The organism is Flavobacterium crocinum, from assembly GCF_003122385.1.
In the GTDB taxonomy this organism is placed as follows: Bacteria; Bacteroidota; Bacteroidia; order Flavobacteriales; family Flavobacteriaceae; genus Flavobacterium; species Flavobacterium crocinum.
Genome location: NZ_CP029255.1, coordinates 3,067,344 through 3,083,423 on the forward strand (window position 1 = coordinate 3,067,344; position 16,080 = coordinate 3,083,423).

General features: G+C 32.2%; 15 protein-coding genes. 8 read left to right on the forward strand and 7 right to left on the reverse strand.

The features are described from left to right. The first annotated feature begins 77 nt into the window (after positions 1 to 77). Positions 78 to 863, forward strand: coding sequence for a DUF5672 family protein (locus HYN56_RS13760; RefSeq protein WP_109192707.1), 786 nt, complete (start codon positions 78 to 80; stop codon positions 861 to 863). Here the strand turns inward: HYN56_RS13760 and HYN56_RS13765 are convergent. Then, positions 820 to 1,959 (reverse strand): glycosyltransferase family 4 protein, encoded by a 1,140-nt coding sequence (locus HYN56_RS13765; protein ID WP_109192708.1) that lies wholly within the window; start codon positions 1,957 to 1,959, stop codon positions 820 to 822. The two genes, HYN56_RS13760 and HYN56_RS13765, sit on opposite strands and share 44 nt — an antisense overlap. Before the next feature lie 125 nt (positions 1,960 to 2,084). On the opposite strand from HYN56_RS13765, the gene HYN56_RS13770 reads away from it, so the two are divergent. Beyond that, on the forward strand, positions 2,085 to 2,855 hold the full coding sequence (locus tag HYN56_RS13770) for a Kdo domain containing protein (RefSeq protein ID WP_109192709.1): 771 nt from the start codon (positions 2,085 to 2,087) through the stop codon (positions 2,853 to 2,855). A 1-nt stretch (position 2,856) separates the two neighbouring features. On the opposite strand, the gene HYN56_RS13775 is transcribed toward HYN56_RS13770, so the two are convergent. The 3 genes from HYN56_RS13775 to HYN56_RS13785 all read right to left on the reverse strand — a co-directional run bounded on the left by HYN56_RS13775 (position 2,857) and on the right by HYN56_RS13785 (position 5,639). Then, a complete protein-coding gene (locus tag HYN56_RS13775; RefSeq protein WP_109192710.1) occupies positions 2,857 to 3,630 on the reverse strand; it encodes a glycosyltransferase family 2 protein in 774 nt (257 codons plus the stop codon). Positions 3,631 to 3,635: 5 nt separating this feature from the next. Further along, positions 3,636 to 4,703, reverse strand: coding sequence for a glycosyltransferase family 9 protein (locus HYN56_RS13780; protein ID WP_109192711.1), 1,068 nt, complete (start codon positions 4,701 to 4,703; stop codon positions 3,636 to 3,638). Positions 4,704 to 4,823: 120 nt separating this feature from the next. Next, positions 4,824 to 5,639 (reverse strand): 2,3,4,5-tetrahydropyridine-2,6-dicarboxylate N-succinyltransferase, encoded by an 816-nt coding sequence (locus tag HYN56_RS13785; protein ID WP_091491210.1) that lies wholly within the window; start codon positions 5,637 to 5,639, stop codon positions 4,824 to 4,826. 299 nt (positions 5,640 to 5,938) lie between these two features. Here HYN56_RS13785 and HYN56_RS13790 point away from each other — a divergent pair, with 299 nt between their 5' ends. Continuing rightward, a complete protein-coding gene (locus HYN56_RS13790) occupies positions 5,939 to 6,565 on the forward strand; it encodes a PAS domain-containing protein (protein ID WP_109192712.1) in 627 nt (208 codons plus the stop codon). A 78-nt stretch (positions 6,566 to 6,643) separates the two neighbouring features. Here HYN56_RS13790 and HYN56_RS13795 read toward each other — a convergent pair whose 3' ends face one another. Further along, positions 6,644 to 8,512, reverse strand: coding sequence for an LTA synthase family protein (locus HYN56_RS13795; RefSeq protein WP_109192713.1), 1,869 nt, complete (start codon positions 8,510 to 8,512; stop codon positions 6,644 to 6,646). Positions 8,513 to 8,764: 252 nt separating this feature from the next. Here HYN56_RS13795 and ruvX point away from each other — a divergent pair, with 252 nt between their 5' ends. Together ruvX and HYN56_RS13805 are read left to right on the forward strand one after the other, a co-directional pair. Next, positions 8,765 to 9,178, forward strand: coding sequence for a Holliday junction resolvase RuvX (gene ruvX / locus HYN56_RS13800; RefSeq protein WP_109194802.1), 414 nt, complete (start codon positions 8,765 to 8,767; stop codon positions 9,176 to 9,178). A 125-nt stretch (positions 9,179 to 9,303) separates the two neighbouring features. Then, positions 9,304 to 10,797 (forward strand): malate:quinone oxidoreductase, encoded by a 1,494-nt coding sequence (locus tag HYN56_RS13805; protein WP_109192714.1) that lies wholly within the window; start codon positions 9,304 to 9,306, stop codon positions 10,795 to 10,797. A 41-nt stretch (positions 10,798 to 10,838) separates the two neighbouring features. Here HYN56_RS13805 and HYN56_RS13810 read toward each other — a convergent pair whose 3' ends face one another. Further along, entirely contained in the window at positions 10,839 to 13,061 is a 2,223-nt protein-coding gene (locus tag HYN56_RS13810; protein WP_109192715.1) for an FUSC family protein, read from the reverse strand. A gap of 201 nt (positions 13,062 to 13,262) precedes the next feature. Here HYN56_RS13810 and def point away from each other — a divergent pair, with 201 nt between their 5' ends. From def to mazG, 3 genes are all read left to right on the forward strand, one after another. Then, positions 13,263 to 13,853, forward strand: a complete 591-nt coding sequence (gene def / locus HYN56_RS13815; protein WP_109192716.1) for a peptide deformylase — start codon at positions 13,263 to 13,265, stop codon at positions 13,851 to 13,853. Between the two features lie 61 nt (positions 13,854 to 13,914). Further along, complete coding sequence (locus tag HYN56_RS13820; RefSeq protein ID WP_109192717.1) at positions 13,915 to 14,400, forward strand: DUF5606 family protein; 486 nt, start codon at positions 13,915 to 13,917, stop codon at positions 14,398 to 14,400. 100 nt (positions 14,401 to 14,500) lie between these two features. Beyond that, positions 14,501 to 15,271: a nucleoside triphosphate pyrophosphohydrolase gene (mazG, locus tag HYN56_RS13825; RefSeq protein ID WP_109194803.1), complete on the forward strand. Its 771-nt coding sequence runs from the start codon at positions 14,501 to 14,503 to the stop codon at positions 15,269 to 15,271. Here mazG and HYN56_RS13830 read toward each other — a convergent pair. Next, complete coding sequence (locus tag HYN56_RS13830; RefSeq protein WP_091491198.1) at positions 15,268 to 15,951, reverse strand: Crp/Fnr family transcriptional regulator; 684 nt, start codon at positions 15,949 to 15,951, stop codon at positions 15,268 to 15,270. The two genes, mazG and HYN56_RS13830, sit on opposite strands and share 4 nt — an antisense overlap. Positions 15,952 to 16,080: the final 129 nt, after the last annotated feature.

The following is a 16,080-nucleotide window of genomic DNA, read 5'->3' on the forward strand; positions in this document are numbered from 1 at the left end:
TTTTGTGGCATAAGTAAACAATATAAGGAAAATACCAGAATTGTTTTTCTATAGACAGATTAATCTTAAAATACCACATGAACAAAGAAATAGTGAAAGTAATCATTCCGGTTTACAAGGAATATTTTGGAGAACTTGAAGAAAAATCGTTTTTACAATGTTGTAAAATTTTAAAAGATTATGAAATTGTAATTGTACACCCGGAAGGTTTAAACTGTTCTTATCTTTCGGATAAATGCGAGAGCTTAACTTTTAAAAGTTTTTCTAAACATTATTTCGCAACTATAAATGGGTACAATGAGTTGTTATTGTCACCGGTTTTTTACGAAAGCTTTTTAGATTCTGAATACATTTTAATTTATCAGTTAGATGCCTTTGTATTTAGAGATGATTTATTAAAATGGTGTCAAAAAGGATACGATTATATTGGCGCACCATGGATTGCTACTTCTACAGATTCTTTTGGTATGAATATATTCAATAAAGTGGCAAGATTATTTCGTTCTAAAAAGAAAAATGAGCGTGAGCAGACTTTCTTTAAAGTAGGGAATGGAGGTTTTTCACTACGTAAAATAGCTAGTCATTATACCATTTCAAAAGAGCAGCAGAGCTTTATTTCTGAGGTTTTAAATGCAAAAGAAAAGAAAATCTATGCAATAGAAGATGTGTTCTGGTCTTTGAAAGCTATTGAATTTAATCCTGATTTTAAAATTCCGGACTATAAAGAAGCTGTTTTCTTTGCTATAGACAGAAAACCAAACTTAGCAATGAAATTAACGAATAATGAACTTCCATTTGGTTGTCATGCGATTAACAAACCTAAAGTGATTGATTTTTGGAAACCAATAATTGATCAGTATTAAGAATGTTTTTATAAAAAGTATAATAGTTTTTTCGCATTATATTGAGACTATGATTTTCCTTAACTAATTTATAGGAGTTACTTTTTAGTGTTTCTTGTAAGGTTGGGTTTGAAAGTACTTCGATAGCTCTGTCAGACAACGTTTCTGAGTCTTTTAGTGATGCCAAAAATCCTGTTTTTCCATCTGTAATAACTTCCGGAATACCTCCTGCTTTGGTTGATATAACGGGAATATTACAAGCAAAAGCTTCGTAAATTGTTAAAGGTAGTCCTTCAGTTATTGAAGTTGACAGGAATAAATCAAACTCAGGTAATAAATCAATTGTATTTCTAAAACCAGTGAAAAAAAGATCTTTTTCTAATTCATTTGAAATGGCATAATTGATTAAGTCGGTCTTCAAAGGTCCGTCTCCAATGATTATGAATTTTATTGGATTTGAAGTTTTGTTTTTAGCTTTAATCTTTTTTGCAGTATCAATAAAAGTATAAATATCCTTTTGATTGGTAAGTCCGGCAATGTTACCTACTATTTTGGTTTCAGGAGAAAAATTAAATTCTTTATGTAACAGATTTTGGTTTGTCTTTTTCGAAAATTGATCTACATCGATGGCATCATATATTGTTAGTAATCGATTTTTGTCTGAGATGATTTTGTCAAAAATAGATTCAACAGCTTTAGATACACAAATAATTTTATGAATCCTTGGATGTGAATATTTGTATCTATTCAAAAATTTGTCTTTGATTTTATTATTTCTTTTTCTGCTAAGAACCAATAAAATTGATTTGTCTAAAAATTTTAAAGCGATTAAAGCAGCATTTAAAGCTGAAGAATCATGAATGTGTAATATGTTTATAGATTCTTGATTACAAATTTTGACAATAGCACGAGCAAGATTAAATAATTTAAATTTGTTCTTATTGTATGTAAATAGATTGGCTTGATCATTTTTGCAAATTGAAGCTAAAACTGCGTCTTCCGGACATAATATATATTGCTTTACATTTTTTTCATCTTTCAGAAGTTTATATACAGTATACATTTGTGCATCGCCACCTCTTAGTTCAGTGATAGATGTGACATTTAATATTTTCATTTCTTAAATTTAATTACACTGCAAAAATATAAGAAAAATACTATATCAAGAATAAATATGATGTTTTTATTATTGTATGAAAGCATTTAGTTATTTTTGAACTCTAAAAAATACAGATCTTTATTATGCCATTAAGAATTAGCGGAAAATTTGAGCAAGACCAGAATTATGTAGAGGAAATCATAAGTAATTTTAGTTCTTCAGGTGAGCTTTTTGGAAATGGAGACCGTAATAAAATTAAATTATTTGATTTGAATGGAAAAACCATTAATATCAAATCATTTAAGATTCCGAATATTGTAAATAAAATTGCTTACAAGTATTTTAGAAAATCAAAAGCAAGACGTTCTTTTGAATATGCTACAATTCTTTTAGAAAAAGGAATTGGAACACCTGAACCAATTGCATTTTTAGAAAACTTCAATTTTATTGGATTAAGAGACAGTTATTATGTGAGTGAACATTTAGTAACCGAATTGACGTATAGAGAATTAGTTGAGATTCCTGATTATCCCGATCATGATGCTATTTTGCGCCAGTTTACTGCTTTTTGTTTTGAGCTTCATGAAAAAGGTGTAGAATTCTTAGATCATTCACCTGGAAATACACTTATAAAAAAAATAGCTGAAAATAAATATGATTTCTTTTTGGTTGATCTAAACCGAATGAATTTTCATGATAATATGAGTTTTGAACAGCGAATGAATAATTTTAGCCGTTTAACGCCTAAGAAAGAAATGCTTGCTGTTATGAGTAACGAATATTCTAAATTCTATAAAGAGAAAAGTGAAACTGAAATTTTTGAAAAAATGTGGCAGGCAACTACAGATTTTCAGGAAAGTTTTGCAAAGAAAAAGAGACTCAAAAAGAAACTTAAATTCTGGAAAAAAGCCTAAATTATAGAATTCGGTTCTTGATTTTTTTTAGTTCTTTAAAACGTTCAAAAACACTCAGGGCATTAAGGTAACAAATTATTATCCCTTTTTTACCATCAAGAAAACCAAGGCGAATAACGTATTGGTGTACAAATTGATATAGAGGACGGATATAAAAATGAAAAAAGTTAGGATTAGTATCTTTTGCTAATTCTTCCTGTGCTTTTAATTTTCCGTAAAAAAACATTTTTTGTTTATAATCATCAAACGTGGAGTAGGAAAAGTGAATTAATTTATTTTTTAATTTTCCTGTTTCTCCATTTATAATTAGTTTTTCATGAACGATTTTTTCATGATTATAAAAGGCATTTTCTTTTTTAAACAGTCGAATAATTTTGTCAGTCTGCCAACCGCTAAAACGCAATCTTTTGTGGTTAAACATAAAAATACGGTTCATAAAGAAAGCTACAATTTTACTATCCTGATTGATGACCAATTCGATTTCTTTTTTCAGTTCGGGAGTCAGTCTTTCATCGGCATCAATAAAAAGAATCCATGAATTTGAAGCGAGGCTTAATGCGAAATTACGTTGAGCGGCAAAATTTTCAAAAGTATGCTGGACAGCTTTAACGTTTTTGAAAGAAGAAGCAATCTCAAAAGTCTGATCAGAACTAAAAGAATCTACAACAATAATTTCATTGGCAAATGAAAGATTTTCCAAAACAGAATGAATGTTTTGTTCCTCATTATGTGTAATGATTAAAGCCGTTAGAAGTTGTTTTTCTGATGAAATCATGCAGACTAATTAAAAGCGTTTTGTTTTAAAAATGATTTGATTCGATTTTCAAAAAACTCAGGAGAGAATTTTTGATACAAATCTAAAGACTCCTTTTTGAGCATTTTTTCTGTTTTGTTTTCAAATAGTTCCGGTTTGTAATCTTTAAGATGTACAGAAAGATGATGAATTCCGTCTTCAAATGTGGCCCATATTTTCTTTTCAATCCATGGAGAAAAAATAATAAAAGAAGGTTTGTCTAATGCTTTAGCCATGTTTATTGCCCCGCCGTCATTTCCGATAATGGCATCACATTGATTTACCAAACCGATAAAAGATCTTAAATCTCCACCTAATAAATCAAAATAAATTTTGTTTTGAGTTGAAGGTTTACAAGCGTTATAAACGGTTTTAGCTTCTTCTAGTTGTTTTGGAAAATAGTTAAATAAGATATTTACATCGGCGTTATCTGCGACGTAATCGACAACTTTAGACATAAATTCTAAAGGATATGTTTTTAGTTTTTCACTTCCCAAAAGACTGATCATGATTGTTTTTCTATCTTTTCTTACCTGATGTTTGTCAAATAAAGCTAAGGCTTCCTGATTCTCTTTTTCAGAAACAAATAATTTAGGAATTGGATTAATTTCTGTCTGAAGATGTAGTGGTTCTAATAAAGAAATTCTTCTCTCAATTGCAAGTCCGAGATTGGTTTTTGGAAAGGGTTCAAATGGAACATTATCGGTATACAAGAAAGTTCTGCCAGGTTTTTTATATGAAATTTTTCTTTTGGCATTACTCAGCAAGACCAAAACCCAGCTTTCTAATTTTGAATAAGCATCAATTAAGATATCGTAATTTTCTTTTCGAAGTTGCAGTCCCAATTTTAAAAGCTCTTTTTTACTATTTCGATGTTTTTCCTCAAATAAAATGATATTGTCAATACTTGAATTTCCTTCTAAAACCGGAGTTGTGGATGCATAAACCAAATAATCGATCTGAGCATCGGGATAAGTAGTTTTAAGGTTGTTGCAAATAATACTGCTGACTAAAACATCGCCAATCATTTTTTGCTGAATTACAAGTATCTTCATTTAAAATCGTGTGTTGTATTAATGGACTACAAATTGAAGCAAAAAAAATCCAAATTCCAATCATTTTACAGAAAGGAATTTGGATTTTTAAAAATTGAAAATTTCTATTACTAATCTCTGTTAAACTGCAACATCGTATTCGCGAAGTGCATTGTTTAAAGAAGTTTTTAAATCTGTAGAAGGTTTACGCGTACCAATGATTAAAGCACAAGGAACCTGATATTCTCCGGCAGCGAATTTTTTAGTATAACTTCCGGGAATAACTACCGAACGTGCAGGAACGAAACCTTTCATTTCTACTGGCTCATCACCTGTAACATCAATAATTTTGGTAGATGCAGTTAAACATACGTTAGCGCCAAGAACAGCTTCTTTACCAACATGAACCCCTTCAACAACGATACAACGAGATCCAATGAAAGCACCGTCTTCGATAATTACGGGAGCAGCTTGTAATGGCTCCAAAACACCACCAATACCAACACCACCACTTAAGTGAACGTTTTTACCAATTTGTGCACAGCTTCCAACAGTAGCCCAGGTATCTACCATAGTTCCTTCGTCAACATAAGCACCAATGTTTACATAACTTGGCATTAAAATAACACCACTGGAAATGTAAGCGCCATAACGAGCAACAGCATTTGGAACTACACGAATTCCTTTTGCAGCATAATCTCTTTTTAGTAACATTTTATCGTGATATTCGAAAATACCAGATTCCCATGTTTCCATTTTTTGAATTGGGAAATACATTACAACTGCTTTCTTAACCCATTCGTTTACCTGCCATTTGTCACCAACTGGTTCAGCAACACGTAATTTTCCTGCGTCTACCAATTCGATAACTTCTCTAATGGCATCTGTTGTTGTAGTTTCTTGTAATAAAGCTCTATTTTCCCAAGCTTGTTCGATTATAGTCTGTAAAGAATTCATACGTTTAAATTTTTGGCAAAGATAACGTATTTGTAGAAATGCAAAAAAGCAAAACGACTCGAAAATGTTACAGACTTAACTTTTTGTTTCTTATTTGTAAAGTCTGTAAAGTTTTAGAATTTCGATTTTGGGATTTGGAATTTGGATTTTGGAATTTGGAATTTTCTTTTAAACTACCACTAAAAGTTTTTTTTATGTCAAAATATGACAAAAATCAGATTTTCTATTTTTTCTTCTCTCTAATTTCGCATCATTGAAAAACATTCCATTCAATACATTAATCATATAAGCAGTAAAATATGAATCAAGAAAATCAACTTCAGAACAGAGTCATAATTGACAAAGAGGTAACCTGGGATAAAACTCAGGTCATTATGAGTAAAACAAACGCATTTGGTATAATAGAGTATGCCAACGAAGTATTTGTAGACGTTTGTGGTTATGAAGATTACGAATTAATGGGGCAGCCGCATAATATTATACGTCATCCGGATATGCCAAAAGTTATTTTTAAAGTGCTTTGGGAAAATCTGAAGCAGGGAAAAAATTTTCATGCGATTGTAAAAAATCTGGCGAAATCAGGAAGGTATTATTGGGTAATTACCGACTTTGAAATTGCAAGAGATGAAAATGATGTGATCGTAAATTATTTTGGTCGCAGACAGGCTGTGCCGCAAGAAGTAATTGCAATGCATATTGAACCCTTGTATAAAAAGTTATTGCAAATTGAAGCAGCAAGCGGAGTTGAATTCAGTGAAAAATACCTGATCGGATTTTTGGAAGAAAAGAAGAGAAGTTATGTTGAATATATTAAGGAGCTGATTTACGAACACGAAAAAGCGCAGTCTAAATTTGCGAATTATGTGGAGGAAGAGGATGTAGAAGAAGAGCATAGAGGCTTTTTTAGCCGATTGTTTGGAAGATAAATTTGAGTTATTTTTTAGGTTTGAATATTTGGATAAAGTCCGTTCTGATTTTTTCAGGGCGGATTTTTTTTATGGAATCTAAAGAGTAAGCTGATTATTTGTAACTCTGTCATTAAAAGACTGTATGTAAGCTTTTATAAATTTCTCGGCTTCTTTAACTTTTGCCGGATTTTGACTCATTAGATTGTTTTTTAATAAAGTATCTTTTTTCCAATTATAGAAACCAATAGTTTGGTTGTTTGCAAATACCAAATAAAAATCGTCATTGATATAATGATAAGTGCCTCCAAGATAATAGACTACAAAATTATCTTTTGATTTATAACTTTTTCCAAAACTCACCATTTCTGTTTTTATGTTCAGGTAATCCAGTATACTTGGCATAATATCAATCTGCTGGAAATTTTTATCACTAAGGCCAGTGAGTTTTGGATTTGACGGGTCAAAAAATAATATTGGAATCCTGAATTTTCCAATGTTTGTTTGATCAGATTCTCTGTCTCCTTCAGCTGAAGTGTGATCTGCTGAAATAACAAAAAGTGTATTATTATACCATTGTTGTTTTTTTGCAGTTTTAAAAAATTTCATTAGTGAATAATCGGTGTAGGCAATGCTTTCCTGTATTCGAGTGGTTCCTTTAGGAAATTTTCCAATGTACTTTTTAGGAATTGTATAAGGATTGTGAGAAGAAATAGTGAATAAAGAGCTAAAAAATGGCTGTTTGAAAGAAGAAAGTCTCGAGGAGTAAAATTGTAAAAATTCTTCATCAAAAATGCCCCATTTTCCATCAAAAGAATCAGGACCCTGATATTGGTCTTTGCCAAAATATTGGTCAAAACCGGCAACTTTTGCATATTGATCAAAATTCTGACTTCCGTTAAATGCACCATGAAAAAAAGAGGTATTATAGCCTTCTTTCTTTAGAATTTTTGGAAGCCCGTTTATTTTGTTTAAAGAATAACTTGAAGAGATAAACGAATTATTCATTAAACTTGGTATGCTGGAAAGTATAGACGGAACTGCATCTATGGAGACTTTTCCGTTGGCAAATCCGTTTTTAAAATAATATGATTTTGTAATAAGGGAGTCTAAAAAAGGAGTTTGTCCACGTCCAATGTTTTCATTTCCAAAACTCTCCAAAATTAAAACAACAACATTTTTTTTAGTTGGCATTTCAGTGGGGTTTAATGAAATGAGAGGGTTGTAAATTGATTTTAATTCTGTAGCATTATAATATTTGGTGTAATCGAGATCATTTTTTTGTGCTAAGGTTTTTAGGATTGTAAAAGGTGTGTTTAAAACCAGCCCCGTGTTTGTTAGTGCGCTATATTTTATTCCATCAACAATTCGGATTGGTTTTTTTTGAAGACCTCCACGACCTAATATTAATAAACAAGCTAAAATAATTGTAAAAAGAAGATATTTTTTCGAATAGTCTTTTGTTGTTAATTTTTTACGAAATGAATTGTTGCTGAAGTCAGGAATAATTTTCCAAAATAGAATACTAAGGATTATGAAAATAAGTGCGATATACCAAAACTCCTGTAAAAAAGAGGGAATAAGTCCCAGAATTTCATTTCTCATTCCTTTTGCGGTAATCATGGCAAAAGTGCTTCTTCTGCCTGTAAATCGGTAATAAATGATATCGATAAAATTAGTTGCAATAAATAGTAGGTTGATACTGAAAAAACTAATTTTCAGGATACGCTGATAAGTATTATTGTATTTGAAATTACCGGGGATTAAATGTGCGATTAAAAAAATAATGTTGATATAACTAACTGCAGCAAAATCGAATATCAAACCACCTATAAAAGTATCTAAGGTAAAAGAACCTAGTAATTTGGAATTTATAAAATAAAATAAAAACCGGCTCAATTGATAAATTAAAATAATGAGCAGATATCTTTTAAAAAACAGGGAAACATTTTTTTTGAAGTTATTCATCTTAATTATATACTTTTCGGCAGTCTTTTGTTTCTTAATGCGAAAAAAAGAGAGCAGTAAAAATTTGCGCAAAAGAAGCGAAGTCTAATTTTGCCAAGTCCCTCTAAAAGTTTTTTTTACAGCATAATAAGTTTTTTTTAAGAGGCCAGAAGATAAGAGGGGAATAAGATATTGCAATGTAAACAAGGTATATGTCTTCAAAATAATATGACATCTGAGTATTTTGAAGTAAATTTGCTAAAAACTCAAAACATGCCAAGAATACTCTCTATAGACTACGGACAAAAACGTACCGGAATTGCAGTAACAGACGAAATGCAAATTATAGCATCAGGTTTGACTACTATTCCGACACATACTTTGACAGACTTTTTAAAAGATTATTTTTCAAAAGAAAATGTAGAAGCAGTATTAATCGGCGAACCTAAGCAAATGAACGGACAGCCTTCAGGAAGTGCTTCTGTAATTAATGGATTTGCAAAGCATTTTTCGAATGTTTTTCCGGATATGAAAGTAATTAGGGTAGATGAGCGTTTTACATCCAAAATGGCATTTCAGACCATGATCGACAGCGGGTTAAGTAAAAAACAGCGTCAGAACAAAGGTTTGATTGACGAAATTTCGGCTACAATTTTGCTTCAGGATTATCTTTCTTCAAAAAAATAACACTCTTCGTCGTATTTTTTATTTATAATTTAATGGTTTTTAGAAAATCCTAACTTTTATCTTGTAAAAATTAGTTTTTTTTGCAATTAAAAAAGTACCTTTGCACTTTAAATAAAAATACTGTTATGCCTGACGAAACCATACGTTCAAATAGTGATGTAGTACTCATTGGAGCTGGAATTATGAGTGCCACTCTAGGAGTAATTTTGAAAGAATTACAACCTGATATAAAAATTGAAATTTACGAAAGATTAGATGTTGCAGCAGCTGAAAGTTCAGATGCCTGGAACAATGCCGGAACCGGACATTCTGCTTTTTGTGAACTCAATTATACTCCAGAAAAGGCAGACGGCAGTATCGATCCTAAAAAAGCAATAAGTATTGCTGAATCATTTGAGATTTCGCGCCAGTTTTGGTCTTACCTAGTGCAGCAAAACAAAGTGCCTTCTCCTGAAAATTTTATTAAAAGCGTACCTCATATGAGTTTTGTGTGGGGAGATAAAAACGTAAATTATTTAAAAAAGAGATTTGAAGCGCTTCAGAGCAATCCAATCTTCGCTGACATGACTTTCAGTACCGATTTTGAGCAGCTACAAAAATGGATGCCGCTGGTAATGGAAGGACGTAACGCTGATGAAAATTTAGCAGCAACACATATGGAAATTGGTACCGATGTTAATTTTGGTGCTTTAACCAGAAGTATGTTCAACTACTTAGAAAAACTTGACGGTGTTACTCTATACTTCAATCACGAAGTTAAAAAACTAAGACAACGTGAAGACAAATCATGGAGAATCAAAATTACAGATTTGTCAACAGGTCAAAAACGTAAAGCGTATACTAAATTTGTATTTATCGGTGCTGGTGGTGGTTCTTTACCTTTATTAGAAAAAGCAAATGTTCCGGAAGGAAATGGTTATGGAGGTTTTCCGGTAAGCGGGCAATGGCTGAAATGTACCAATCCGGAAGTAATTGCAAAACACCAGGCAAAAGTGTACGGAAAAGCAAGCGTTGGAGCACCTCCAATGTCTGTTCCTCATATCGATACCCGTGTAATTGATGGTGAAAAAGCATTGCTTTTTGGTCCATTTGCAGGATTTTCAACTCGTTTCTTAAAAAATGGTTCTTATTTAGATTTGCCAATGTCGATTAAGCGTAACAACTTAATTCCGATGTTAGCTGCAGGATATCATAATATTCCGTTGACTAAATATTTGATCGAACAGGTTCGTCAGTCTCCAAAGGACAGAATGAAAGCTTTACGCGAATATTTGCCAACTGCACGTTCTAAAGACTGGAAATTGGAGAAAGCAGGACAACGCGTTCAGGTAATCAAAAAAGATGAAAAAGAGGGTGGAATTTTAGAATTTGGTACAGAAGTAATCAACACACACGATGGAACTTTAGCAGTTTTATTAGGTGCTTCGCCGGGAGCTTCTACTGCGGTAGGAATTATGGTGGATTTGATTAGCAGATGTTTTACTAATCAGATTAAAACACCGGAATGGGAAGCAAAATTAAAAATAATGATTCCTTCTTACGGTCAGACTTTAAATGATAAACCAGAGCTTTTAGCAGAGCTTAGAAAACATACAGCAGAAGTTTTGAAGATAAAATAAACTTCTCTTAAATAGTGAATTAAACAACAAATCCGGATGAATTAATCCGGATTTGTTGCTTTTAGATCGGTTGTGTTTTTCAGGATTTTTTCTGCTAGATTACTCATCCAGATTAACTGCTCAATAACCATTGAAGCTTCCTGCATTTTGGCCTGACGGGTTTCTTTGTCCAATTCATCGTCTTCAGCTAATCGGGTAAAGTTTCTTCTTTTTAATTCTTCAAATTGTAGGGTCACATCTTCTTTTTCAAAAAAAGTATCAGTTAAAATGGTTTCATTTCTTAAAACAGCAATAGAATGATCCAAATTGGCCAAAATCGTTTTGATGATATAATTAAAAGAATCCGAAGCAGATGTAGTCTGATGTGACTGAATATAAGTTGATAGTGAAGCTAAAGCAGATAGTAAGGAGTGATTTAGAACCACTAATTTATTAACCAAAGGCATTGTTTTTTGTTTCGATTTTGGTTCCTGCATCATACGTTGAAAAGAAGTCATTAGATTTCCAATTTCTACAAAGGCATTTTTTCTGGCCAATCTGTAAGCTGTTGGAACTTCTCCTTTTTTATTATAAAAATCGGCAATCTCTTTTAAGTAGTTTCTATTCGCTCGAATAGAGTTTTCGATATGAATTGGCGTATTGATAAACTCCCATGCCGGCCATAAAAACTGGTTGGCAATAAAGGCTAAAATTGCTCCGGCAAGTGAATCTAAAATTCTGAATTGTATAACTTCGTTGATGTTTGGGGTTAGAATGCCATAAATAAAAACGACATACATGGTTACAAAAGTAGCGCTGATTTTATAGTTGATTTGTGTAAACGAAATCCCTAAAAGCATACAGATTATAGAGAAGATACTAAGCGCGACATGATTTTGGATTAAAGATACAATTCCGAATGCTAAAATCCCTCCCAAAACAGTTCCGAACATTCTATGATACGATCGCTCTTTTGTCAATCCGTAACCTGGACGCATGATGACCACTATCGTGAGTAGAATCCAATAAACATTCTGAAAGGGAAGTATCTGTCCAATAAAAAAACCAATTAAAATTGTGATGGTTAATCGTAACGAATGCCTGAAAATAGAAGAAGAATAAGATAAATTCTCAATTAAAGTTCGAAGCGGATAATATTGAGGAGTCAAGAATTTCTCCAGTTCTTTATCTTTGTCTTTCAGTTTATAAGATTGCATGGCCAAAGAAAGCGCACGCTGAATAATTTTGATTTTACCAACCTGATTTTTGGCATATTTCAGCATATTGGTCAGCATCAAAACACCTTCGGCAGCTTCGTCTTTTCCTAATGTTTTTTCATAATCAAAAATGGCAAATTCTAAAGCGTCCAATTCGTTTTTTAAATCTTGTTTGTCAACGTAAACACTAATATGATTTACATTTTTAGATAGTTTTTTTAATGTCGAAGCCAGTTTGTAAGCAACATTTTGATAGGTTCTTAAAACGTCAGGATGTTTAGCAAATTTCTCGTGAAGTTTACTGTGGTCAAAAGAAGTATAAAGGGCGAGTTCCTGAATTTCGACCAAAGTAATAAAAACCAAAAGCATTTTTCGGTTCTGACTTGTGGTTCCGGAAGCATTTTGGTTTCCAATGAGCATTTTTCTTAAATCCTCATGAATAAGATTTAACTCAACCTGAACAGCCAATTGTTTTTCGATAATGGCTCTTCTATTCGCTTCGGGACTCCATAAGTCACCTCTTAGTTTTAAATATTTAGCGGTAAGCTTTATACCTTCAGCAATTTGTAACTCAACATATTTATAAGGTTGTACAAAATGAAATACAAGCGAAACGATTAGATATAAAATCCCTCCAATAAATATAAATCCTGAATATTCGAATGCTTCCCAGCCTTCATGCAAATGTCCAAATGAAAGCGAAATAGATAATAAAGCTGAGAATGAAATTAAAGTTGCACGCTGTCCGTAAACCGAAATCATAGAACAGGCAAACAATAGAATTCCTAAAAAAGGATAAAATAACAGCGGATAAGGATAGGCCAGATTGACCAGAAGATTTACACCGGAAACAATAAATGAAGCAGCAATTAATCCTTTTATTTTATGAATTAAAGAACTCGGTATATCACTGGGATAGGTATAAAAAGCTCCTAAAGCGATTGTAAAACCAATTTCAAAATGACCTAAAAAATTTAAAACTAAAACAGGTACAACAGAAGCAATAGTTACTTTAGAAGCATTCAGGAAAGATGTGCTGTTTGTAAATTTTGAAATTTTATCAATCATAAAGAGCCGTTTATTAGCAAAGTTAAGAATTGTACCAGTGATTTTGGCATAATTATAGCTGAGATTTTTAGCGGTTAGGAAAAAATATGAGATAAAATTGTAATAGAATTATTCATTGACTATTTTTTACTATTTTTGCCAGCTGAAATATCAGAACTTTACTTCTGTTTTTTCAGCACCTAAAAACAAAAATAAAAACAAATGATTTTACCAATTGTAGGATACGGTGATCCTGTTTTAAGAAAAGTAGGGCAGGACATTACGCCGGAATATCCAAACCTAAAAGAAACGATCGCAAATATGTACGAGACGATGTATAATGCGTACGGAGTTGGGCTTGCGGCACCGCAGGTTGGACTGCCAATTCGTTTGTTTGTTATTGATACAACACCTTTTAGTGATGATGAGGATCTTCCTTCAGAGGAACAAAAAGATTTGAAAGGGTTTAAAAAGACTTTCATCAATGCTAAAATCGTAAAAGAAGAAGGAGAAGAGTGGGGTTTTAATGAAGGATGTTTGAGTATTCCGGATGTGCGTGAAGATGTTTACAGAAAACCAACTGTAACAATAGAATACTGTGAAGAAGATTTTGTAATGAAAACTGAAGTGTTTGATGGTTTAATTGCAAGAGTAATTCAGCACGAGTATGACCATATTGAGGGGATTTTATTTACAGATAAAATTTCGTCTCTTAAAAAACGTTTAATCCAAAAGAAACTTAAAAATATTACTGAAGGTAAAACGTTTCAGGAATATAGAATGAAGTTTTTTGCGGCCAAAAAAGGAAGATAAGTTTTCTAAAAAGATTTAGAAACAAAAAATAAATCAAATTCTTAATACAAAATTTAATAAAATGAATTTAACGAAAATTTTAGCCATTTCAGGAAAACCAGGTTTATACGAATTGAAAGTTCAAACTCGTACAGGTTTTGTGGCGGAATCATTAATTGATGGGAAGAAGATTACTGTAAATCTAAAAAGCAATGTAAGTTTATTGTCTGAAATTTCGATTTATACTTATGAAGGTGAAAAACCGTTAACTGAAGTAATGCAGCAAATTGCCGTTAAAGAGAACAAAGGACAAGCGATTTCTCATAAAGAAGATAATGCTACTTTAGCTGCTTATTTCAAAGAAATTCTTCCAACTTATGACGAAGAAAGAGTATATCCATCTGACATCAAAAAAGTATTAAGCTGGTACAACACGCTTCAGGCTAAAGGTTTGGTAACAGATTTAGCTCCGGCTGCTGAAGAGCCAAAAGAAGAAGCTCCGGTTGCTGAAGAAAAACCTAAAAAAGCTCCGGCTGCTAAAAAAGCAAAAGCGAAAAAAGAAGAATAGTATATTTTCTTTATATAATAAATGAATCCTGTTGAGATGTTTCTTGACAGGATTTTTTAATTTTACAGAATCGGGATTTAAATTCAAAAGATTTCATAAAATGAATAGAGAAAACCAGTTAAAAGCGTTTGAAAGACTACTAAACATCATGGATGAACTTCGTGAACAATGTCCGTGGGACAAAAAACAAACCCTGCAGACATTAAGACATTTAACAATCGAAGAAACTTACGAACTGGGAGATGCTATTCTGGATAATGATTTAAATGAAGTTAAAAAAGAATTAGGTGATTTACTCTTGCATATTGTTTTTTATGCTAAAATAGGCAGTGAAACAAACGATTTTGATATTGCTGATGTCTGCAATGAAATCTGTGATAAGCTCATTCATCGTCATCCTCATATTTATGGAGATGTAAAAGTAGAGAATGAAGAAGAAGTCAAACAAAACTGGGAGAAATTAAAACTAAAAGAAGGAAAGAAATCCGTTTTGGAAGGCGTTCCAAAAAGTCTTCCGGCTTTAGTAAAAGCGAGCAGAATTCAGGACAAAGTAAAGGGTGTAGGTTTTGACTGGGAAGAACCTCATCAGGTTTGGGATAAAGTACAAGAGGAATTGCAAGAACTGCAAGACGAAGTCAAATCCGGAAATCAGGATAAAATTGAAGACGAATTTGGAGACGTTTTGTTTTCTATGATTAATTATGCCCGATTTTTAAAAGTAAATCCAGAAGACGCATTAGAAAGAACCAATAAAAAATTCATTAAACGATTTCAATACTTAGAAAGTAAAGCAGGCGAATTAGGAAAATCTTTATCAGATATGACGCTTAGCGAAATGGATGTTTTTTGGAATGAAGCCAAAAAGCTTTAATTTTCGGCTAGTTTCTTTAAAGCACGAACATTTTTAAGCATAATCTTTTTACCAACCAATTCAATCAATTCTGATTTGTTAAAATCAGATAATAAACGAATGCAGCTTTCGGTTGCAGTACCAATAATTCCTGCAAGTTCTTCTCTTGTCAGTTGAACTTTCAGGGTTTTATCTGTATCTTCTCCAAAAGCTTCGTGTAATTGAAGTAAAGTTTCAGCCAGTCTTTGTTTCACAGTTTTCTGAACCAAAGCAATTTTCTCGTTTTCAGATTCTTTTAAATCTTCGCAGACAGACTGCATCATATTTAAAGAAAACTGATTGTTGCTGTTAAAGAAATTGATGATTTCGGCTTTCGGAATAAAACAAACTTCCATGTCTGCAATCGCTTTGGCTGTTAAGTTTGCCGGTTCATTGCTAATCATTGAACGTTGGCCAAGAAGTTCTCCGGATTTTACCAATTTTACAATTTGGTCTTTTCCGTTTGCACTCAATTTGGAGAGTTTACCAACACCGTCTTTCACACAAAATACTCCATTGGTTACTTCGCCTTCTTCAAAAATGGCTTCTCCTTTTTTAATTTTGTAAGTGGTTTTACTGCTGGCTAATTTTATAACTTCTTCTTTGTTAAGGGCTTTTAAAGAGCTAAGCTGGCGTACAATGCATTGATCACATTTATTCATGACAATATTTGTTTGGGACAAAATTAAAAATATTTAAGAGTTTTAGCCATTATTATATCGTAAAATTATTATAAATTAGAATTGTTGCTATTTTGAATGCTCTTAATCAGGTTTAATTAGAATTCAATT

Coding starts and splice junctions, on each gene's coding strand:
- def (WP_109192716.1), top strand. CDS start 13,263: ATGATTTTACCAATTGTAGGATACGGTGATCCTGTTTTAAGAAAAGTA.
- HYN56_RS13765 (WP_109192708.1), bottom strand. CDS start 1,959: ATGAAAATATTAAATGTCACATCTATCACTGAACTAAGAGGTGGCGAT.
- HYN56_RS13810 (WP_109192715.1), bottom strand. CDS start 13,061: ATGATTGATAAAATTTCAAAATTTACAAACAGCACATCTTTCCTGAAT.
- HYN56_RS13780 (WP_109192711.1), bottom strand. CDS start 4,703: ATGAAGATACTTGTAATTCAGCAAAAAATGATTGGCGATGTTTTAGTC.
- HYN56_RS13760 (WP_109192707.1), top strand. CDS start 78: ATGAACAAAGAAATAGTGAAAGTAATCATTCCGGTTTACAAGGAATAT.
- HYN56_RS13820 (WP_109192717.1), top strand. CDS start 13,915: ATGAATTTAACGAAAATTTTAGCCATTTCAGGAAAACCAGGTTTATAC.
- HYN56_RS13785 (WP_091491210.1), bottom strand. CDS start 5,639: ATGAATTCTTTACAGACTATAATCGAACAAGCTTGGGAAAATAGAGCT.
- HYN56_RS13790 (WP_109192712.1), top strand. CDS start 5,939: ATGAATCAAGAAAATCAACTTCAGAACAGAGTCATAATTGACAAAGAG.
- mazG (WP_109194803.1), top strand. CDS start 14,501: ATGAATAGAGAAAACCAGTTAAAAGCGTTTGAAAGACTACTAAACATC.
- HYN56_RS13795 (WP_109192713.1), bottom strand. CDS start 8,512: ATGAATAACTTCAAAAAAAATGTTTCCCTGTTTTTTAAAAGATATCTG.
- HYN56_RS13830 (WP_091491198.1), bottom strand. CDS start 15,951: ATGAATAAATGTGATCAATGCATTGTACGCCAGCTTAGCTCTTTAAAA.
- HYN56_RS13775 (WP_109192710.1), bottom strand. CDS start 3,630: ATGATTTCATCAGAAAAACAACTTCTAACGGCTTTAATCATTACACAT.
- HYN56_RS13805 (WP_109192714.1), top strand. CDS start 9,304: ATGCCTGACGAAACCATACGTTCAAATAGTGATGTAGTACTCATTGGA.
- HYN56_RS13770 (WP_109192709.1), top strand. CDS start 2,085: ATGCCATTAAGAATTAGCGGAAAATTTGAGCAAGACCAGAATTATGTA.
- ruvX (WP_109194802.1), top strand. CDS start 8,765: ATGCCAAGAATACTCTCTATAGACTACGGACAAAAACGTACCGGAATT.